Annotated in this window: 16 protein-coding genes; 11 read left to right on the forward strand and 5 right to left on the reverse strand. The window is 64.7% G+C overall.

Going from position 1 to position 21,193, the window contains the following annotated elements; genetic code table 11:
- Positions 1–530 precede the first annotated feature (530 nt).
- The gene (locus Y882_RS02325) at positions 531–1,928 is read left to right on the forward strand and encodes a class II fumarate hydratase (RefSeq protein ID WP_046970270.1); all 1,398 of its coding nucleotides are present in this window, start codon (positions 531–533) and stop codon (positions 1,926–1,928) included.
- A 99-nt stretch (positions 1,929–2,027) separates the two neighbouring features.
- On the opposite strand, the gene Y882_RS02330 is transcribed toward Y882_RS02325, so the two are convergent.
- The 5 genes from Y882_RS02330 to Y882_RS02350 all read right to left on the reverse strand — a co-directional run bounded on the left by Y882_RS02330 (position 2,028) and on the right by Y882_RS02350 (position 5,228).
- Positions 2,028–2,585 carry a DUF2884 family protein gene (locus tag Y882_RS02330; RefSeq protein ID WP_046970271.1) on the reverse strand — a complete coding sequence of 186 codons (558 nt, stop codon included), beginning with the start codon at positions 2,583–2,585 and terminating at the stop codon, positions 2,028–2,030.
- Positions 2,586–2,700: 115 nt separating this feature from the next.
- Positions 2,701–3,666, reverse strand: a complete 966-nt coding sequence (locus tag Y882_RS02335) for a hypothetical protein (protein ID WP_046970272.1) — start codon at positions 3,664–3,666, stop codon at positions 2,701–2,703.
- Entirely contained in the window at positions 3,663–4,520 is an 858-nt protein-coding gene (locus Y882_RS02340) for an ABC transporter ATP-binding protein (protein ID WP_046970273.1), read from the reverse strand. Before Y882_RS02340 ends, Y882_RS02335 begins: the two co-directional genes overlap by 4 nt.
- Entirely contained in the window at positions 4,517–4,900 is a 384-nt protein-coding gene (locus Y882_RS02345; RefSeq protein WP_046970274.1) for a GntR family transcriptional regulator, read from the reverse strand. Before Y882_RS02345 ends, Y882_RS02340 begins: the two co-directional genes overlap by 4 nt.
- 4 nt (positions 4,901–4,904) lie before the next feature.
- Complete coding sequence (locus Y882_RS02350) at positions 4,905–5,228, reverse strand: hypothetical protein (RefSeq protein WP_046970275.1); 324 nt, start codon at positions 5,226–5,228, stop codon at positions 4,905–4,907.
- A gap of 290 nt (positions 5,229–5,518) precedes the next feature.
- Here Y882_RS02350 and Y882_RS02355 point away from each other — a divergent pair, with 290 nt between their 5' ends.
- From Y882_RS02355 to Y882_RS02400, 10 genes are all read left to right on the forward strand, one after another.
- A complete protein-coding gene (locus tag Y882_RS02355) occupies positions 5,519–6,304 on the forward strand; it encodes an SDR family NAD(P)-dependent oxidoreductase (protein WP_046970276.1) in 786 nt (261 codons plus the stop codon).
- A gap of 586 nt (positions 6,305–6,890) precedes the next feature.
- A complete protein-coding gene (gene bcsB, locus Y882_RS02360; protein WP_244466170.1) occupies positions 6,891–9,110 on the forward strand; it encodes a cellulose biosynthesis cyclic di-GMP-binding regulatory protein BcsB in 2,220 nt (739 codons plus the stop codon).
- Positions 9,111–9,113: 3 nt separating this feature from the next.
- A complete protein-coding gene (gene bcsZ / locus Y882_RS02365; protein ID WP_046970278.1) occupies positions 9,114–10,277 on the forward strand; it encodes a cellulose synthase complex periplasmic endoglucanase BcsZ in 1,164 nt (387 codons plus the stop codon).
- A complete protein-coding gene (locus tag Y882_RS02370; protein WP_046970301.1) occupies positions 10,259–14,062 on the forward strand; it encodes a cellulose biosynthesis protein BcsC in 3,804 nt (1,267 codons plus the stop codon). Before bcsZ ends, Y882_RS02370 begins: the two co-directional genes overlap by 19 nt.
- Before the next feature lie 31 nt (positions 14,063–14,093).
- Positions 14,094–15,842 carry a cellulose biosynthesis protein BcsE gene (gene bcsE / locus Y882_RS02375; protein WP_052949610.1) on the forward strand — a complete coding sequence of 583 codons (1,749 nt, stop codon included), beginning with the start codon at positions 14,094–14,096 and terminating at the stop codon, positions 15,840–15,842.
- A 7-nt stretch (positions 15,843–15,849) separates the two neighbouring features.
- Positions 15,850–16,050 (forward strand): hypothetical protein, encoded by a 201-nt coding sequence (locus tag Y882_RS02380; protein WP_046970279.1) that lies wholly within the window; start codon positions 15,850–15,852, stop codon positions 16,048–16,050.
- Entirely contained in the window at positions 16,047–16,841 is a 795-nt protein-coding gene (gene bcsQ / locus Y882_RS02385) for a cellulose biosynthesis protein BcsQ (RefSeq protein ID WP_046970280.1), read from the forward strand. Before Y882_RS02380 ends, bcsQ begins: the two co-directional genes overlap by 4 nt.
- A complete protein-coding gene (bcsA, locus tag Y882_RS02390) occupies positions 16,838–19,411 on the forward strand; it encodes a UDP-forming cellulose synthase catalytic subunit (RefSeq protein WP_046970281.1) in 2,574 nt (857 codons plus the stop codon). The genes bcsQ and bcsA overlap by 4 nt, the downstream gene beginning before the upstream one ends.
- 3 nt (positions 19,412–19,414) lie before the next feature.
- Complete coding sequence (bcsG, locus tag Y882_RS02395) at positions 19,415–20,998, forward strand: cellulose biosynthesis protein BcsG (protein ID WP_046970282.1); 1,584 nt, start codon at positions 19,415–19,417, stop codon at positions 20,996–20,998.
- Positions 20,998–21,192 carry a hypothetical protein gene (locus Y882_RS02400; RefSeq protein WP_046970283.1) on the forward strand — a complete coding sequence of 65 codons (195 nt, stop codon included), beginning with the start codon at positions 20,998–21,000 and terminating at the stop codon, positions 21,190–21,192. The genes bcsG and Y882_RS02400 overlap by 1 nt, the downstream gene beginning before the upstream one ends.
- Position 21,193 lies beyond the last annotated feature (1 nt).

Below are 21,193 nucleotides of genomic sequence, written 5' to 3' on the forward strand. Positions count from 1 at the left end.
AACCAAAAGAAAGGGCCCCCCGGATGACGCGCCTTCCGGGCCTGCGGCCCTCCAGGTGCGCGGGCGGGCTCCGGGGTTTTTCGACAGGACATCCCTGTCCTGTCGAAAAACTGGCCGCATCCATGCGGCCACCCTTCGGGCTTTCCTCCACCCGCCCGCCGCGTCATACGGGGACCCCGAGGGTCAAGAGCCACATCAAGAGCGCGCAACGCCCGGCGTCGCCTTACCGCTGTTTGTCTCTTGTAGGAGCGCACCCTGTGCGCGACCACCTGACGGAGCGATACACCCACGCGCTGCGGTCGCGCACAAGGGTTGCGCAGGGCCCTGGGTATCGCATCAAGGTTGCAGTTGTGGTCGGCCATTTGTGGGAGCGCACCCTGTGCGCGACAGCCATGCTGCGGTGTACCGCTCTGTAGGCTTGTCGCGCACAGGGTGCGCTCCCACAGACAAGCCGGACACGCTCCCCCTTGGCGGCGCCCTAACACGCCCCGACCTATATTTCCGACATCCCACCGAGGAATCGCAAGGACATGACCCAGTTCCGCATTGAACACGACAGCATGGGCGAGTTGAAGGTGCCGGCCAAGGCGCTTTACGGTGCCCAGACGCAGCGCGCTGTCGACAACTTCCCGATTTCCGGCATGCATCTGCCACGTTCTTTTATACGCGCGCTGGGCCTGATCAAGGCCGCGGCTGCCGATGCCAATTTTCTGCTGGGTCATCTGAAGAAAACCCAGGCGCACGCCATTCGCAAATCGGCGCTCGCCGTGGCCCAGGGCGAGTACGACGATCAGTTTCCGATCGACGTGTTCCAGACCGGTTCGGGCACCAGCACCAACATGAATGCGAACGAGGTGATTGCTCATCTGGCCAACAAGGCCGGCGGCAAGATTCACCCGAATGATCACGTCAACTACGGGCAGAGCTCCAATGACGTCATTCCCACCGCCATCCATGTCAGCGCCACGCTGACCACCAGTGGGCAGTTGCTGCCGGCGCTCAAGCACCTCAAACGGACCATCGATCGCCGCGCCCGCGAACTGCGCAACGTGCCCAAGACCGGCCGCACGCACCTGATGGATGCGATGCCGGTGACGTTTGGTCAGGAGCTGTCCGGCTGGGCCGCGCAGATCGGCAGCGCGATCGAGCGCATCGAAGACAGCCTCAAGCGCATGCGCCGTCTTCCGCTCGGCGGCACGGCTGTGGGCACGGGCATCAATGCCGACCCGAAGTTCGGTGCTGCGGTGGCGCGCGAATTGAAGAAGCTCAGCGGCGTGCGTTTCGATGCGGCAGACAACTATTTCGAAGGCATGGCCGCGCAGGACGCCGCGGTGGAATTGTCCGGCCAGCTCAAGGCGCTGGCGGTGGCCTTGATGAAGATCGCCAACGACCTGCGCTGGATGAATTCCGGTCCGCTCGCCGGCCTGGGCGAGATCGAGCTGCCGGCGCTGCAGCCGGGTTCGTCGATCATGCCGGGCAAGGTGAATCCGGTGATACCCGAGGCCACCGCGATGGTCGCCGCACAGGTGATCGGCAACGACGCGGCGATCACCATCGCCGGTCAGTCCGGCAATTTCCAGCTCAACGTGATGCTGCCCTTGATCGCCCACAACCTGCTGCAGTCGATCGAGATCTTGTCCAACGTCAGCGTGCTGCTGGCGGACAAGGCGATCGCTGGTTTCAAGGTGAACACGGCGCGGGTGAAGGAAGCGCTGGACAAGAATCCCATTCTCGTCACCGCACTCAATCCGGTGATCGGCTACGAGAAGGGTGCCGCAACGGCCAAGAAGGCCTACAAGGAGAAGCGCCCGATCATGGATGTGGCGCTGGAAACCACCGGGCTCTCCAAGGCTGAACTGCAGAAGCTGCTGGATCCGATGACGCTGACGCGCGGTGGCATACACGGCGGCGGTGGCGGCGGCGGTTAACCACCCACTGCCTCACCCTTGTAGGAGCGCACCCTGTGCGCGACCCGATCTGGCCCAAGGGCCAGGTCGCGCACAGGGTGCGCTCCTACAAGATAGCTTTTAGTGCTTGGTGTCCTTGCGGCACTTCTCGACATGCTCCTCGCTCACCGCCGTGGCATACGGCTTGAACGCATCGAGCTGGGTCGCCAGCGCGTCCTGCGCGGTCTTCATGTCGGCCACGTCCTCGCAGATCTTGGCGGCGGCCTGCTTGATGGTTGCCGCGGCTTCCTCGACCTTCTGCTTGGTCTGCTCGGCGGTGTCGGCACCGGTCATCTTGCCGGCCACTGCGCCCAGCTCCTTGGTGGCGGTCGCCACGCCCGCCTTGCCCGCCTCCATGGCGTGCTCGCGCATTTGCCGGGCTGCCCCGTTGTAACGTTGCAGCAGGGCGCGCTGTGCGTCGTTGATCGCCACATCGTGACCGTCGATGGCCAGCTGTCCGTTCTGATCGACCGTGGCGTCGGGGGCGCCGGACGCCTTGATGGTGACCTGTCCGTCATGCAGCGTGATGTGGCCGTTGATCACATCGGTATCGCCGCCAAAGATCTGGACATCGTTGCCCGAGCTGCAAGCGGTCAGCACGGCAAGGGCGAGCACGCAGGGCAGGTAGCGGAACGACATGGCGACACTCCGTGGTGTGAGGGGTGAAGTCTGCCGCAGCTTGGGCGGCGGGAAAAGTTTGTCCCGCCTGCACCCCGCGTCCTTGCGGAAGATGCAGGCGGGACAAGACCGTCGATCAGCTGTCGTCGCGGACCCGGCGGAACCACACGGCGGCGGCGATCAGGGCCAGGCCGGCAATCACGCCTATCCACAGGTCGGGCGAAGCGAGCAGGCCGTAGGTGTGCATGGGTGACAGCACCGCCAGCGGGTCGTTGTCGTTCATCTCGCCCATGTTCAGCGCGCTGTGCTTGTCGAACACCAGGTTGGAACCGGGGAACACGCTCAGCAGTGCACGCTGCACGACGTTGGCCCAGAACCACGCCGAGGACAGATTGAACAGGCCCATGATGTTGAACCAGCTCACCATGAGGCCCAGCACCACCGGCACCGCCACCGCCCACAGGAAGGGCTTGCTGCGTGCGCCGGCCGAGCAGAGCATCAGCCAACCCACCGCGGGCAGGGCCCAGAGTGCGTACAGCGGGACATTGCTGACCAGCGAGGCCACGGCGCGCAGCGGATGACTCAGTGCCAGCAGCTGCCACACGTTGATGCCATGGAAGGACAACACGATGGCGAAGATGAACAACTGCACCAGGCCGCAGATGATGCTCACCACGACCGCGATGACCGGCGCCACGACGGCGGCACTGACCACTTTGGACAACACCGTGCTGGTGTTGGAGATCGGCAGGGACTTCCAGAACAGCACGCTGCGGTCGCGGCGGTCGTCATAGAGCGAGCCCAGGCAGTAGAACAGCACCACGATGCCCATCACGATGCCGATGAATCCCATCGAGGAAATCATCGCGATGTCCGCGGCCGCGCCGACCTGTTTCCAGTCGCCGGCATCGGCGTGCTGCATCATCATCTGGATGTCGTTGCCGCCGATGCGTACGCCGTGACGCGCGCTGAGCACTTCGGCGGTGATGATCGCCATCACGTTGAGCACCAGGAAGACGCCGCCGGTGACGATCGGGGCCCACAGGAAACCTCCGCGGTGCTCCCAGAATTCTCGCTTCAGCAACCAGTAGAAGGTTTTCATGCGTAGGTTCCCTTCATGGTGGCGACGAACAAGTCACTGACGGTGGGGCGGCGGACCTCGCCCATGCTTTCCAGCGTGGCGCGGTCGGCGCCGTCGAACAGGAAGATGCTCTTGCCGAACACCTGTCGCTCATCGAGCGGCTTCATGCTGCGGGCAGTGGCGGCCTTGTCGGCGCTCACCATGACCTCGGCGAATCGTTCGCCCACGGTATCCATGTCGGTATCCAGCACGATCCTGCCGTCGCGGATGAACATCAGGTCGGTGAGGATGTTCTCGATCTCCTCGACCTGGTGCGTGGTGACGATGATCGTCTTGTTCTCGTCGAAGTAATCTTCCAGCAGGCTCTGGTAGAACTGCTTGCGGTAGAGGATGTCCAGGCCCAGCGTGGGCTCGTCCAACACCAGCAGGCGGGCGTCGATGGCCATCACCAGCGCCAGATGCAGCTGCACGATCATGCCCTTGGACATCTGCTTCACGCGCTGCTTGGGGGTGAGCTTGGTGCGTGCCAGGAAGGCTTCGCACTTGGCCCGGTTGAAGCGCGGGTGCACGTTGGCGACAAAATCGATCGCCTCGCTGACCCGGATCCAGCGCGGCAGCACCGCCACGTCGGCGATGAAGCACACCTGTTCCATCAGCTGGTCGCGCTGCGTGCGTGGATCGAAGCCCAACACATTCAGCTCGCCCTTGAAATCGGTGAGGCCGAGGATGGCCTTCAGTGCGGTGGTCTTGCCGGCGCCGTTGGGGCCGATCAGCCCCACGATGCGGCCCGACTCGATGCGGAAGCTCACGTCGTTCAGCGCGTGCGCATTCTTGTAGGTCTTGTTCAGACCGGTGGCCGTGACGACCGCGTTCATGACTGGCTCCCTTCGCTGCCCATGCTATTGGGGGCTTCGCGCAGCAGGGTCTTCAGGTCCAGCCCCAGGCGTTGCAGGCGGGCGAAGAGCGCGGGCCATTCCTCCCGCAGGAAGCGCTCTCGTTCGGACTTGAGTAGCGCTTCCCTGGCTCCATCGATGACGAACATGCCCAAACCCCTCCTTTTTTCCACCAGTTGATCGTCGACCAGTTCCTGATACGCCTTGGAGACGGTGAGCGGATTGATCTGAAAATCCGCAGCAACCTGGCGTACTGACGGCAGCGGGTCGCCCTCGTTCAAGGCGCCGTCCAGAATCATCGCCACTACGCGTTCGCGGAGCTGGCGGTAGATCGGGACGCTGTCGTTCCAGGTGATGGTCATACTGTTATTCCTTGCTGATACGGCCGAACTTGGTGCTACCGAAAGAATAGTAGGGCATGGCCAGCTGGCTCCCGAGCACCACGTTGGAGGCGGCTTCGGCCGACAGCAGCGGGGCAGCGCTCAGGTTGGCGACGTTGACGTCGGCCAGCATGGCGGCGGCGCGGAGGTCTTCAGCCGAGGGGCGGACCGTGACCGGAGCCAGGTCGATGACCTTGACGCCGTTGATCTCACTGACGGGGAGACTGTTGACGTTGGAGTTGATGGCGGCCAGGCCAACCGTAGTGAACAAGGCGGCGGCGGTCAGGGCTAGCAGGTTATTCGCTTTCATGGCGTTCTCCTTTAGTGCTCTCGTGGACCGGTGTTGTAGTGAACTATAACACCATATCTTCAGGCGTCAATAGCTCGGATCGAAATTCGCAACATGACTGATGGCCTATAAGGCTGAACGAGGTCCGGGGCAGGCCTGGGCCCGGAAGCTGGCGCTTATGTTCCGCAGCGAGGTGGGCCGCCGGCAGGGCCAGCCATCAGCCATCGCAGGTGACAGGCATCACCTGCACGCGCGCGCTGCGAGCCGTGTGCTTCAATGACCTTCGTGGCTATGGGCAGAAGGAACGCTGCATGGACGTCGGTCTGGCTGGGCAGGTCGTGGTGATCACGGGCGCGAGCAAGGGCATCGGCCTGGCGTGTGCGCAGGCGTTTGCACGCGAAGGCGCGAAGGTGGTCGGCATCTCGCGCAACCTCGCGCACCTGCATGCCGCGCAGCACGACCTCGAGCGCGAAGGGCTGCGCATGGACGTTGCCGCCGCCGACCTGCGCGAGATCGTCGCGGCGCAGATGGTGGCCGAATACATCGAGAACGAATTCGGCCCGATCGAGGTGCTGGTCAATTGCGCGGGCGCCGCGCGCCGCACGCCAGTGGCGGATCTGCATGCCGACGCGCTGCACGACGCGATGCACGCGAAGTACTTCACCTATATGCACATGATCGATCCGGTGATACGGCGCATGGCGGCACGCGGCCACGGCAGCATCGTCAACGTGGTGGGCCAGGGCGGCCGGCAGGTCAGTCCCGTGCATATCGGCGGCGGGGCGGCCAATGCGGCCTTGATGCTCGCCTCCGTGGGCTACGCCAATGCGTATGCGTCCAAAGGCGTGCGCGTGAACGTGATCAATCCCGGCCCCACGCGCACGGGGCGATTGCAGGAAGGCCTCGAAGCCCTGGCGCGCGCCAGCCATCGGTCCATCGACGACGTGCTTGCTCAACAATTGGAGGAGATCCCGATGGGACGCATGGCCGAGCCGCGCGAGATCGCCAACGTCGCTGTGTTCCTTGCCTCGCCGCTGGCCAGCTACGTCACCGGCGCGGTGATTCCCATGGATGGCGGGAAGACGGGCGTGGCGTAATGGTGACCGTCAATCGGCGGACGTAAAGACGTCCATATTGTTTTGTGGGATGGATAGAGTGCATTGACCGACGCTACGGCCTTTCGGAGGTAATCGCGAGAGGCTGCTACGCGGCGCCAGGCAATTCGCAGGTTTGTGCATGACCGCACGCTGCGCGATGGCCAGCCTTTGCTTCATGTGACTATTCACGTTTCTTTTATGCCGGTTTCTTTAATCGTCTCTGCCGAGTGACGATGTGCTGCTGCATCAAGGCGCGAAACCGGCCGAACGGCCCGATTTCATGCGTTGCGCACAGGCTCCGCGGAATGCTGATCGGCGCGCGAAGATGGATCGGAGACCGTGGGGCAGGCCATCGTCGGCAGGGGCATGAGCGTGGAGACGCCGCAGAGGGCAGGGTGCTTTGGCGTTGGCCAAGCAGTTTCCGCGGATCGTGTGGGTTCGTTGGTAGAGGCAGCAGCGCAGGGGACGAGGTGTGCCTGGCCAGCCAGCCCGTTTTCGACGTTCCGTCACTGACCCAAGGCGACATTCCATGCGGCACCTTCGTCATGTTTGTTTGGGTTTACTGCTACTGGGAAGCTGGATGGTGATGAGCGCCGACGCGCTGGCCTTCCAGGAGGCAGCGCGCGGCATGGCCCAGCCTGCTCCCGCGACCTCGGTGCCCACTGGCGATGCCACGCCGCAAGCGGCGCCTGCCGGCGTGGCCCGCGACCTCACGCTGAAGCAGATGGGCGTATTCGGCCCGATCAAGCTGCGCGGGCAGGATCCCAACGGCACCTTGAATGTGGCCGTGCGCAACGACGAAGTCGTGACCGGCGCCAAACTGCGGCTGGTCTACACCTATTCGCCCTCGCTGATCTATTCGCTCTCGCACCTGAAGGTGTTCCTCAACGGCGAGGTGGTCGCCACGCTGCCCCTGGACAAGGAGCAGGCGGGGCAGACGGTGAGCAGGGAGGTGGTGCTCGATCCGCGCCTGTTCACCGATTTCAACCGCATCGGCGTGCAGATGATCGCGCACTACTCGCTCGATCATTGCGAAGATCCGTATCACACCTCGCTGTGGACGGACATCAGTCCCGATACCACGCTCACGCTTACGACTTCGGAAATCGGGCTGCCCAACAGTCTCGCCTTGTTGCCTGCGCCGTTCTTCGATCGCCGCGACAACCGCCCGCTGGTGGTTCCGTTCTTGCTGCCCGCGCAGGCCGATGCGCAGACGCTGCGCGCGGCCGGCGTGGTGTCGTCGTGGTTCGGCGCCCTGGCCGGCTGGCGCGGGGCACGCTTTCCGGTGGTGCAGGCGCCGCCGACCGACGGGCATGCGATCGCCTTTGCCTTGCCCAACGCGATGCCAGAGGGGGTGAAGCTGGGCGAGATCAAGGGCCCCACCGTCATCGTGATGGCCAATCCGGCCAGCCCGCCGCAATCGGGTCGCAAATTGCTGGTGCTGGCCGGTCGCGACACCAAGGAGTTGCAGGAAGCGGCCAACGCGCTGGTGCTCGGCCAGGTGGGCATGTCCGGTGACCAGGCCATCGTGAAGTCGGTGGATCTGGGGCCGGAGCGCCGCCCGTATGACGCGCCGAACTGGGCGCCGGTGGATCGCCCGGTCAGCTTCAAGGAACTGGTCACCGATCCGGCGCAGCTGGAAGCGGCCGGCTTCAATCCGCAGCCGATCCGTGTCGACATGCGCCTGCCGCCCGATCTGTTTGCGTGGGCGCGCCACAGCGTGCCTTTGAACGTGCACTACCGCTACACGGCACCGTCCAATTACAACGACTCGGTGCTCAATATCGGCGTCAACGACCAGCTGCTGCGCTCGCTGCGTCTGCGCCCGGCCGATCCTTCCGGCGTCGAGCGTCAATTCAATGTGCCCTTGCTGTCGGGTTCCGAAGCGCGTGGCGCGGAAGAGATCCGCGTGCCGGCGCTGCGCATCGGCAGCACCAACCAGTTCCAGTTCCAGTTCCACATGGATTCGCAGAAGACCGGGCTATGCGTTTCCGCGGCCACCGATAGCGCACGTGCGGCGGTGGATCCCGATTCAAACGTCGATTTCAGCCAGTTCGTGCACTACACGGCAATGCCGAATCTGGCGTTCTTCGCCACCAGCGGATTTCCGTTTACGCGCATGGCGGATCTGGCCGATACCGCCGTGGTGATACCCGACGCACCGGACGCGCACGAACAGGAAGCGCTGTTCACCATGCTCGGACAGCTGGGGCGATGGAGTGGCTTGCCGGCCCTGCGTGTATCGGTGGTGCCTGCCGCCGCGGTGGAATCGGTGCGCGATCGCGACCTGCTGGTGATCGGCACCGGCACGGCCGGTCAGCTGATGGCGAAGTGGGGCAAGGGCTTGCCCATGTTGATCGAGCGCAGCGAGAACGATTTGTCCGTGCGCGAACTGACCGATCGCCCCAAGGGCCAGGGCCCGGTGGCGCGCGCGGCGATGAGCGTGAATGGTCCTACCGCCGCATTTGTTGGATTCCAGTCGCCCTACACCAAGGGACGGAGCGTGGTGGCGCTGGCGGCCAATGCATCCGATCGCCTGGGCGATCTGCTCGATGTGCTAGGCGACGACACCAAGCTTGGCGAGGTGCGCGGCGACCTCACCGTGGTGCGGCAGAAAGTGGTGGTTGGCCTCACCGTGGGCGATACCTATTACGTCGGACACCTGCCCTGGTATGCGTGGCTGTGGATCCATATTTCCAGGTACCCGGCCTTGATGGCGTTGGCCGGCATACTCGCGGGCCTGTTCGTGGCACTCACGGTGTTCTGGGCGCTGGGTCGGCTCGCCGCACATCGACTCGAGCGGTGATCCATGCGCCACGCATCGATTCCGCTGCTACGCGCGCTGCTGGTGCTTGCCGTGACGTTCGCCTCCGGCCGCGCGCTGGCCGCGTCGTGCGCATGGCCCGACTGGGAGCATTTCAAGCAGGGCACGCTCAGCGCCGACGGTCGCGTGATCGATGCAAGCACGCCTGAGCAGGTCACCGTGTCCGAGGGGCAGGCGTATGCGCTGTTCTTCGCGCTGGTGGCGAATGATCGTGCCACCTTCGACCGCGTGCTCAACTGGACGCAGAACAATCTGGCGCAAGGCGATCTGACCAAACATCTGCCTGCGTGGCAGTGGGGACGCCAAGCAAAGAAGGACGCCACCGAAAGCTGGGGCGTGCTCGACAGCAATGCCGCTTCCGACGCCGATATCTGGATCGCCTATACGCTGCTCGAAGCCGGACGCCTGTGGCATGAGCGCAGCTACACCGCACTGGGCACGGTGCTGGCGCAGTCCATCGTGGCAAAGGAAACGGCGGTCTTGCCAGGACTCGGACGCACCGTGTTGCCCGGTCCGGTGGGCTTTCATCCGCAGGACGATGTGTGGCGACTCAATCCCAGCTATGTCCCGCTGCAGGTGATGCGTCATCTGGCGAGCGCGTTGCCGCAGCAAACGGAATGGAAGGCGATACTCGACAGTTCGACCAAGCTGGTCACCGGTTCCGCGCCACATGGCTACTCTCCCGATTGGGTGATGTACAAGCGTGAGCAGGGCTTCGTGGCGGATCAGGCCAGCAAGGCCGAGAGCGCGTACAACGCGATACGCGTGTACTTGTGGGCGGGCATGCTGGCACCGGATACGCCCCGGCGTGCCGCCGTGCTCGACACGTTTCTCCCGCTGGCCGACTTCGTCGCAGCGCACGGTTTTCCGCCCGAGCGCGTGGATACGCAGACCGGCGCCGCGGCGGGCAACGAAGGCAATGCTGGATTCTCCGCGGCGGTTGCGCCGTATCTCGCCGCACTTGGCCGCAACGAGCTCGTGCAGGCGCAGGTGCAACGCACGCGTACACTCGCCGCGCAATCGCCGCTGGGCTACTACAGCCAGGTGCTGGCCTTGTTCGGCCTTGGCTATCTTGATGGCCTGTACCGCTTCGATGCGAGCGGCGCAATCGTTCCTGCTTGGACCTCGACGTGTCCCGCGGCGCGCTGAACGATCTGTTCGCACCCGCCATCGTGCTGCTGATCGCCGGCGGCGCGATGCCGTCGCTGGCCTTGGCGCAGGCCGCGGCCGACGCCCCCAGCCCTGCGATGAAACAGCTGCTCGATTCGGCGCGCGTATGGCAGGCCAAGAACCGTCCGGACATGGCACGCGGCATCGTGGAGAAAGCCCTGCTGATCGATCCCACGCAGCCGGATGCGCTGGCCTTGATGGGGCAGATCGAACTCACTTCCAATCGTCCTGCCGAGGCAGCGAAGCGTCTGCAACAGCTGCAGGCACGGTATCCCAAGCATCCGGCCACGCTTGAACTGGCGGATGCCTATCGTCTCGCCACCACTGACAAGACGGCGTTGGCGAAGGCGCGCCTGGCGATGCGCACCGGCCAATCGCAAGAGGCGTGGCAGCAGATGCAGGCGCTGTTTCCGCGCGGTGCGCCCAGCGGTCCAATGGCCGGCGACTACTATCGTGCGATGTCGGCGGCGGGCCAGCGCGACAAGGCCTTGAACGAACTGCGCGAACGCGTGCGGCAGGATCCCAACGATCTGAGTCTGGCCCTGACGCTGGCGGACATGCTGACCGATCGCGCGTCGACGCGACTGGAAGGCCTGGACATCATCTATCGCGTCTACCAGCGGCAGGATGCCAACCGTCCGCAAGCCCTGGAACTATGGCGACGTGCCCTCAATAGCGCCGGCAGCGACGATCCTGCCTACTACGTGTGGTATCAGCGCTACCTCAAGGAAGTGCCCAACGACGACAGCGCCAAGGCTGCGCTCGCGTCGCTGGCCAAGAAGGGCGGTGCCAACTACGTGCCGCCGCCGAAGGGTGCGGCGCCGTCAAGTGAAACTACGGCGACTTCCTCGGCACCGGTGCGCTCTTCCTCCTCACGCCAAGGCGAAGCGATTGGCGAGCAAGGCCTGGCGAAGATGCGCGAAGGCAAGCATGACGAAGCGCGCGCCTTGTTCGCCCGTGCGCTTGAGCTCGATCCGGACAACGCAGGCAAATGGCGCAGCCTGATGGCCACGGCGACTTTTTGGGGCACTTTATCCAAGGCGCGTGCGGCCAACGATCAGGGACACCCGGAGCAAGGCGAGGCGCTCGCCCGCGACGCGCTGCGCCGACAACCTAATCAGAATGATGCGAAGAAAGTGCTCGCCACTTCGCTGATCGCGCAACAGAAATGGGCGCAAGCCGAGGCGGTGCTGCGCCCGATGGTGGAGGCAGAGCAGCCGGACATCGATGCGCTGGAATTGTTGGCCAAGGTGTTGATCGCCACGCATCGCACCGACGAGCTCACGCCACTCATCGCGCAGGTGGAACAGCGCTCCAACGGTTCCGGCGACGCCATGGTGGCTTTGCGCGCGCAATTGCTGTCCATCGAAGCGGACCAGTTGATCGCCGAGGGCAAGAGCGGCGCGGCCGTATTGAAACTGGAGGAGGCGGTACGTCTGACGCCCAAGGATGCCTGGCTGCGCTACACGCTGGCGCGCCAGTATCGCGACCTGGGTCTGCCCGCGCTGGGCCGCTCAGTCATGGAAGATGGTCTGCGCGCCGCGGCTACGCCGGATATGCGCTATGCCAGCGCGCTCTATCTCAATTCACTGGACGATATCGACACCGCCAGCAGCGTGCTTGCGCAGGTGCCGGCGAATGAGCGTTCGGACGGCATGCGCGAACTCGCCGCGAACCTCAAGGCGCAGCGCGATCTGCGTGAGGTGCATCAACTGGAGGCCCAGGGCCGCCAGCAGGAAGCGCGTGCGCTGCTGGAGCGGATCGCGCAGGAGGTGCGCGACGACCCGCAGATGCTCGCCAGCGTCGGGCGCGAATGGATCAGCCTGGGCGAGCCCGACAAGGGCCTGAAACTGGTGCGCGATTGGCTGGATGCGCATCCGGACGATCCCGCCATCGGCGTGCGTCTGCGCTACGGCGAGCTGCTCGGTGCCGCCAATCGCGACGACGAGTGGCGCGCGTGGATTGCCGATGCGCGATCGCGTCCCGGCGTCACGCCCGAACAGCAGGCGCAGTTCGACGACCAGCTGCTGCGCTTGTCCATGCGCAAGGCAGGGCGGCAGATCGATGCCGGCGATCTGGCCGGCGCCGACCGCACGCTGGACGAGGTGCCCGAAAGCAGCAAGCAGGAAAAGCGCTGGCTGCTCGCCCAGGCCGACCTGCGCGAGGCCCATCGCGACTACCGCGGAGCGCAAGCCTATGCACGCAAGGTGCTGGTGGATCACCCGGGCGATGCCGACGCGCGCCTCACCATCGCGCGCATGGAAGAGCGTATGGGCCACCGCAAGGCTGCGCTGGCCATGGTCGACGAGGTGCTGGCCGATACTCCGCCGGACGATGTCGATACGCGTCTGGCCATCGCGCGCCGCTACACCGCACTGGGCCGCAATGAGCAGGCGCGCGCCGTGGTCGATCCGTTGCGGCAGCCCTATGCCGATCGTTCCGATGTGACCATGCAGTCCGGTCGCATCGCGCAGTCTGAAGGTCACTACGACGATGCGGCCGAGCTCTATCGCACGGCACGCACGCAGGAACAGGCCGAAGGCGAGACACCCAGTCCGGACGATGGACTCACCTCGGCGCAGCGCGCCTTACAGGGTCTGGACGATCGCCGGCAGGGGCAGGTGGCCAGCGGCGTGATCCAGTCCAACGAGTCGGGCAGCAGCGGCATGTCGCGCCTGCATGCCACCGAGATTCCGGTCTATCTGCGTATTCCGGACGGTTATACCGGGCACTATTTTTTCCATGCCGACACCGTGCTGCTCAATGCGGGCACCTTGCCCGCGGATCGGTTTGACCCGGCGTTCGAGTTCGGCAAGATCGCCGCGCTCGGCAATGCCGGCCTGCGTCCGATCGATCAGACCGACAAGGGCGTCGCACTGGCGGCCGGCTACGATTTCAACGGCGCAAGCAACAGTTGGCGCGCGGATATCGGCAGCACGCCGATAGGCTTCACCGTCAACAGCATCCTCGGCGGCTTTCTCTATCGCCACGATTTCTACGATTCATCCGTCACGCTCGATGTATCGCGGCGGCCGGTGACCAGCAGCCTGGTGTCTTACGCAGGCGCGCGCGATCCCGTCACCGGCGAAACCTGGGGCGGCGTGGTCCGCAGCGGTTTCACCCTGCGCGGTGCGCAGGACTGGGGCCGCACGACGCTGTTTGCATCCGTGGGTTTTGGCGTGCTCACTGGCGAGAACACCGAAACCAACCACGAGTTCAAGGTGCGCACCGGCATCGATGTGCCCGTCTACGTAGGCACCGACCAGCGCTTTTCCAGCGGCCTGGTGCTCAACTACTGGCACTACGCGAACAACCAGCATTTCTACACCTTTGGCAATGGCGGCTACTACAGCCCCGGTCGTTATTTCTCCGCGTCCATCCCCTTGGATTGGACGGGTCGCTACAAGCGCTGGTCGTGGGAATTGGAGGCGTCCGTCGGAAACTCTTCCACCAATGAGGAGGAGGCGCCGTATTTCCCCACTCGCCCCGATCTGCAACAGCAGGCGGTGGCGCGCATGGCCGCCGCGGATCTGGGCACGCCGTATTTCGGCACGGGATCGGGCGGCGGCTTCAGTTACACGGTGGCAGCGGCGCTGGAATACCGGCTCACTTCGCGCTGGGTCATCGGCACGCGCTTCAAACTCGATCGTTCACGCGATTACGCGCCCAACCTTGGCACGATCTACCTGCGTTATTTCTTCGACCAGCAACGGCTGCCGGTGCCGTTCCCGCCCAACCCTGTCAGACCGTATTCCGCATACTGACGGGATCATCCTGCCGCAAGGGACGAGAGCTGTGACGAACCTGCCTCCATCGCCTTACGAATCGACCGATCGAGCGACGCCGCGTGCGCTGTTGCGCTTGAATCAGTCGCTGGCCATCGAGGGCCTGCCGCCGTCGCTGTCGGCGCTGGCGACCGGGCAGGTGTATGCGGTGTACGCCAGTCGCTCGCCCGCGCGCGACGCGCTGTTCTGGAAGACCGCGGCCCATGCGCTGCTCACGCCGGTGACGGTGCTCTCCACCCGCACGGCCGAGGATGTGGCGCACGCGCTGCATCAGCACGGCATGGATATCGATCAGCCGGGCGCGGTGCATCCCAAATCCAATGTGTTCAGTCTGAAGATCCCACCGAACCGCGACGGTTGCGATGTGTTGATGGAGGCCTTGCAGGCGCTGTCCGCCCAATGTGCAACGCCGGCCAGCCAGTTCCTGGTCGAAGGCGTGGCCACTTGTTTCGCCTGGCAGGATCGCGCTGCATTGATACGGCAGGGCGCTGCGCTGGCCGGCTGGTGCGCGCAGACGCGGCATACCGTGTTGCTGGTCATGCTGCCGCCGCTGGTGGAGCAGAGCGGCGATTTTCGCCCGCTCACGGATTTCCAGATCCAGTTTGCCGGCGCCGCACAATTGGTGCACGTGCAAGGCGAGTTCCGTTGGGAGGTGGCGTTCTGGCGCGACAATCGCGGCGCGCTGTCGGCCAACGAATCCATTCCGCTGCGCTTTTCCGCCAACGATCACCGCTTGATCGCGGTGCCGGACGATCCCGCCAGCGGCGAAGTGGCCGGCATGCTCGCACCCGACGAGAGCGTGGTGATGGTGGCCCAGGGCACCGTGGCACGCGAGCGGGTGGTGCCCAAGGGCTGGCAGGTGTTGCCGGACAACGAGGCGCTGGTATCGGCGGCCAGTCGGGCGGTCGCCGCCACGGTGATCCTGCACTACGGCATCAACGAAAGCGTCGCCTCGCTGGCCAAGCAGGTGAACTATCTGCGTCGCCAATGCGGCAAGGCACTGAAGATCCTGATCCGCGAAGACAACGTCAGCATCCGCTACGAACTGCTGATGCTGACCTTGGGCGCCAACGCCATCATCCCGCGCAGCATGCCGATGGCCCAGGTCGAAATCACCGTGGACGGCGTGCAGGGGCAGCTGTTTTCGCGTCCCGTGCCGGATGACTACGTCAGCGCGCTATCGGCGGCGATGCGCGATTCCACCACCGGCTATGTGCCGGCGCACCGCTTCATCCAGCTGGTGCGCGAGGCGGTGGAGCGCAGCCGCCCGATCCGCCTGCCGAACGTCTTGCTGCGACTGCCGCTGGAGCCCGACGTGGCCGGCATCGATGCGCTGCAGGCCTGCCGCATCCGCCGTACCGGCGATCTGTGCACGGCGAGCGGCGACAGTCTCTACCTGTTCTTTTTTGCCTGCCATGTGGAGAACGCGGGCGAGGCGATGGAGAAGGTGTTCGAGCGACCGCTGTCCGAACTGTTCCGCGGCGAGCTGCGCTGCGGCGATCGTGAAACCATCATGTCCACGCTCGATGCCCTTGAAGAAGAGATCGCCGAACTCCCGCCGCCGGATTACACCGGTCTGGTCGCCGCCCCCGAGCCGATCGCACCACCTGTCGCGGCATCGCCGGCAGCAAGCGTGGAGGTCGAGGCGACGCCGTCCGGACTTCCCTTGCTCGGCAGTGTGGAGGCGATCAGCGCGGCGGCCGCCACCATGCGCCGTCCACCAAGGCCGGCGTCGTTGCCGCTGAAGGCGGGGAGGTGAGGCGGGCATGAGCACCTTCCTGGGTTACTTCATCTTGGGCCTGGTACTTGCCGCGCCGCTATGGTGGTTGTCCTGGCGCTTCCGGCTGGGTTCGTTGTTGTCGCGCACCCACTCCTTGCTTCGCCGGCGCAAGATCCAGTTGCCGGCGCAGCTGGAAGGCCTGGTCATACTCGGCAAGCGTCAGGGCGGCGCGGGAAAGAAAGCATGAAGACGATTGCCATCATCGCTAGCGTCGGTGGTGCAGGGCGCACCATGCTCACCGCTACGCTGGCCGGCCTGTTGGCGGAACGTCGGCACGCGGTACTGGCGGTGGAATGCGATCCGCGCAACGTGCTCACGTTTCATTGCGGCCTGCGCACGCCCGCCCGGCAGGGACTCCATTCGCAGGTGCTTTTCGGCAACGACGACTGGAGTGATGCAGCAGTGCAGACGGATGACGGCGTGCTGTGGCTGCCGTGGGGTGGGGCGCGTGACGATGGCGCGGCCGCTTCGAGCGCCGCGATGTCTGCCGCCTTGCATCAGCAATCAATGTGGCTGCGCGATCTGCTGGCAAGGGTGGACTTGCCCGGCCATGGCGTGAGCCTGATTGACACGCCGACGTGGCCCTCCGTTTACGCCGCGCAAGCGATGGCGGCAGCCGACCTGGTGATGGTGGTGGTTCCGCCCGCACCGCTGGCCTGTGCCACGCTGCCGCGTCTGCGCGCCGAGCTGAAGGCACTGGGCAAGGAAACGCTGTACGTGGCCAACGCCGTGTCGCCGGCGTCGCAGTTGCATACCGACATCCTCGCTCTGTTGCGCGACTCGCTGGGTACGGCGCTTTCCACCTATCGCGTGCATGCCGACAGCGGTATTCCCGAAGCGCTGGCCCGCAACGAGAGCTTCGTGCACAGCGCGCCGCATTCGCAGGCAGCGCACGATATGCAGGGCCTGGCGACCTGGTTGTCGAGCTGGATTCGACGCGCCTACCAGCCTGGCGCGGCGGCGGGAGGTTCAGCGTGAATACGCGTGTCGCCACCTCGGCGCTGACGCGTCTGCGCCACACGCTGGCGCAGCAGCTTGGCGTGGACGCCGAGGCCGGGCGTGGCGCGTGGCTGCTGCGGTTGGTGTTTCGTCCAGCGCCGCCAGGCAAACGCGACTGGCCGGCCTGGTGGGCGGAGAGACTGGGACGCCATCTGCGCTTCGAGCTTGCCGTGGGCGAAGGCCAGGATGCCGCTACGTGGCTCAAGCGGTTGTTCTTGCGTCCCCATCGTCGCCGGGTGCGTTTGTCCACCAACCTGCGCAGCGCGCGGCATCATCGCGGTGCGCGGCGTCGTTCGATGCTGCTGGGCCGCATTGGCCACTGGCTGGCGCCGGTGCATGGCGTCGCGGGGCGGGCAGGGCATGCGGTGTCCTCGCGCCTGCCGACCGTGCCGTGGGCGCGTATCGGCGAGCGCGTGAATCATTGGTCGTCCGGGCTGGATCGCGTGCCGCATCTCAAGCCGGTGATCCTGCTGCTGGCCCTGGCGGTGGCCGTGGGGTTCTGGACCACGCCCTTGCCGATCGCCGACCAGTTCCGCCTGTTCATCGCGGTGCTGGTGGTGATGGTGGTGGCGCGGCGCATCCCCGGACGCTGGCCGACCATGCTGATGGTGTCGCTGTCGATCCTGATGACGGGGCGCTACATGTGGTGGCGCATCACGCAGACACTCAACTTCGCCACGCCGGTGGAGGCCTTGTTCGGCTACCTGCTGTTTGCGGCCGAGATCTATACCTGGATCGTGCTGTTCTTCGGCTATATCCAGACGGCGTGGCCGCTGAACCGCCAACCCAAGCCGCTGCCCGACGACACCTACAGCTGGCCCACGGTGGACGTGTATATCCCGACCTACAACGAGCCACTGTCGGTGGTGAGCCCGGCGGTGCTGGCCGCCAAGAGCATGGACTGGCCGCACGACAAGCTGCGCGTCTACCTGCTCGACGACGGCAGCCGCGAGGAGTTTCACCGCTTTGCCAACGAGGTGGGCGTGGGCTATCTCACCCGCGAGGAACACCGCTACGCCAAGGCCGGCAACATCAATCACGCGCTGGCGATGACCAGCGGCGAATTCATCGCGATCTTCGACTGCGACCACATCCCCACGCGCTCCTTCCTGCAGACCACCATGGGCGAGTTCATCGCCGATCCCAAGTGCGCGATGGTGCAGACGCCGCACCATTTCTTTTCGCCGGATCCGTTCGAGCGCAACTACGACACCTTCATGCGCATCCCCAACGAGGGCAGCCTGTTCTACGGCCTGATCCAGGACGGCAACGATTTCTGGAATGCGACGTTCTTCTGCGGGTCCTGCGCGGTGATTCGCCGTGCGCCGCTGATGGAAGTGGGCGGCATCGCCGTGGAAACCGTCACCGAGGACGCCCACACCTCGCTGAAGATGCATCGCCGCGGCTATCGCACGGCTTATCTGCGCATCGTGCAGGCGGCGGGCCTTGCCACGGAAAGCCTGTCGGGACATATCGGCCAGCGAATTCGCTGGGCGCGCGGCATGGCGCAGATCTTTCGCATCGACAACCCCTGGCTGCGCAAGGGTCTCACCTTCTTCCAGCGCATCTGCTACAGCAACGCGATGCTGCATTTCTTCTACGGCATCCCGCGCCTGATCTTCCTGTGCATGCCGTGCGCCTATCTGTTCTTTGGACTGCATGTGTTCGGTGCGGATGCGATTTCGGTGATGGCCTATGTCTTGCCCTACCTCTTCGTATCGGGCATGGCCAACTCGCGCATCCAAGGTCAGTACCGCCATTCGTTCTGGGCCGAGGTCTATGAGTCGGTGCTGGCCTGGTACACGGTGTTGCCGACCACGGTGGCTTTCATCAATCCGAAGAAGGGCAAGTTCAACGTCACGGCCAAGGGTGGCCTGATCGAACAGGAATATCTCGACTGGGCCACCTCCAAGCCCTATGTGTGGTTGCTGGCGCTCAACCTCTGCGCGCTGGTGGCGGGCATCGTGCGCATTTTCACGACGCAGCGCGACGAGCCGGCGACGGTGTTGATGAACATGGTGTGGGCGCTGTTCAACGTGGCGATGCTGGGTGCTGCCGTGGGCGTGGCCAAAGAGGCGCGTCAGGTGCGCGTGTCGCACCACGTGCCGCTGGTGGTGCCGGCGACCCTGGTGCTGTCCAACGGCAAGACCATCGCTTGCCGCACGGAGAACTACTCCACCGGCGGCCTGGGCATCATCCTGCCCGAGCCTCTGGAACTGGATCGCGGCAACCCGCTGGGCGTGGCGCTGTCGCGCGGCGATATCGACTACTACTTCCCCGCCGTGGTCGCGCGCAACAGTGGCGTCCACCTTGGCTTGAAGTTCGAGGAGTGGTCGTATGAAAAGGAGACGCAACTGATCCAGTGCACGTTTGGCCGAGCCGATGCCTGGGTGCGTTGGGAAGAGGAGCTGGTGCCCGATGCGCCGCTGCACAGTTTTGTCGAAGTGATCGAGATGGGTTACCAGGGCGTGCTTCGCTTGTTCGATGCCTGCCTGGACGCCGTCGAGGTCGCCGTCATGCGCCGGCCGCGCCAGTCGGGAACGGAGTAAGGCATGGGCATCTGGAATCTCTATTTCATCGGCGTGCTCTATCTGGCCGCGGTAGGCAGCATCCAGCCGGCGTGGTGGCTCAACCTGCTGTTGGCGCTGGCGCTGCTGGTGCCGCTGCAGCAGCGCTGGCATCGCGTGACTCGGCAAGTACTGGCCGTGCTGGCGGGAGCCGCGTTGCTGTACCACGAATCCAGCCTGCCGCCGATCGGCTATGTGATCAAACAGATCCCCGCACTGGCCTCGTTTTCGCCGACCTACATGATGGAACTGGCCCGCCGCCTGTTCAAACCGGCCATGGTGTATATCCCGATCCTGGTGCTGGTGATCTACGCCATCGTCAACCGCTGGGTGCGCGTGACCACCTTCGTGTTGTTGGCGCTCGTCGTGTTTCCGCTTTGGCAGGGCATGGGCAGCTTGATTGCCAAGGCCAACACGGGACCAAGCATCGCGCTCAATCCACGCGCCGACGCGGATATCGCCAATGCCGGCACGGACAGTTCCACCGGCAGCTACGACCAGCAGCTGGCCGCGTTTCATCATGCGGAGAAAAGTCGGCGCGTCGCGTTCTTCCCGATGAGTACCGATCCGGCGGCGCAGTTCGACATCATCATCATCCATATCTGCTCGCTGTCCTGGGACGACCTGGACGTGGCCAACATGCGTGACAACCCGCTGTTCGGCAAATTCGATTACGTCTTCAAGAAATTCAGCAGCGCGGCGAGCTATAGCGGACCGGCTGCGATCCGCCTGTTCCGCGCATCCTGCGGGCAGGATGCGCATCAGGAGCTGTACAGCGCGGCACCGCAGGAATGCCATGTGTTTGCCGACTTGGCGGCGGCGGGCTATGACGTGGAGTACCTGATGAACCACAACGGCCGCTTCGATGATTTCCGCGGCATCGTCGAGCGCGAGATCGGCCGCCCGGGCATCCAGCCGCAATCGATCGAGGGCCTGCCGCCGTTCATGCGCGAATTCGATGGCTCGTCGCTCGTCGACGATTACGACGCCCTCGCCAAGTGGTACCAGGATCGCGCGAGCAAGGGCGGCGCACCGGTGGCGCTCTACTACAACACAGTGAGCATGCACGACGGCAATCGCCTGCCCAACAGCAATCTCACCAGCCTGCAGTCGTATCCGATCCGCTTGACCCGGCTGCTGGGCGATATCGATCGCCTGACCGACCTGATCGCCCATTCCGGCCGCAAGGCCGTGTTGATCTTCGTGCCCGAGCACGGAGCGGCCTTGCGTGGCGATGCAGGGCAGATCTCCGGCCTGCGTGAAATTCCCACGCCACGCATCATCGATGTACCGGTGGGCGTGAAACTGATCGGCCTGCCGGTCGGCAAGGACGCGCCCGGCCACGCCATGTCCATCGATACACCGACCAGCTATCTCGCGCTGGCGCAGCTGATGTCGAACCTGATCGCGAACAGTCCATTCAAGGCCGAAGCACCGGCGCTGGATCAGTACGCACGCGATCTGCCGCAAACGCGCATGGTGGGAGAAAACGAAAACACCATCACCATGGGCACCGCCAACGGTTATGTGATCCATACGCCCGACGGCGTCTGGATGGAGGGCAAGTAATGGCCGCGCCACGCGATCCGCATGCCAGGATGAAGCCGAGCGACATCGAAACCTATGCCAGCTACGTCGAGGGCGTGGACCCTGCGCGGTACTACGACAGCCAGGCCAAGGACGTGTGGCTGGCTGCGCTCAAACGCTGGCCCTTGCTGGCGGCGGTGCTGTATGCGGACGATCCATCGACCGGGCCGCGTTGAG

Origin of the sequence: Dyella japonica DSM 16301, from assembly GCF_001010355.1 — a bacterium.
Lineage (GTDB): Bacteria > Pseudomonadota > Gammaproteobacteria > Xanthomonadales > Rhodanobacteraceae > Dyella > Dyella japonica.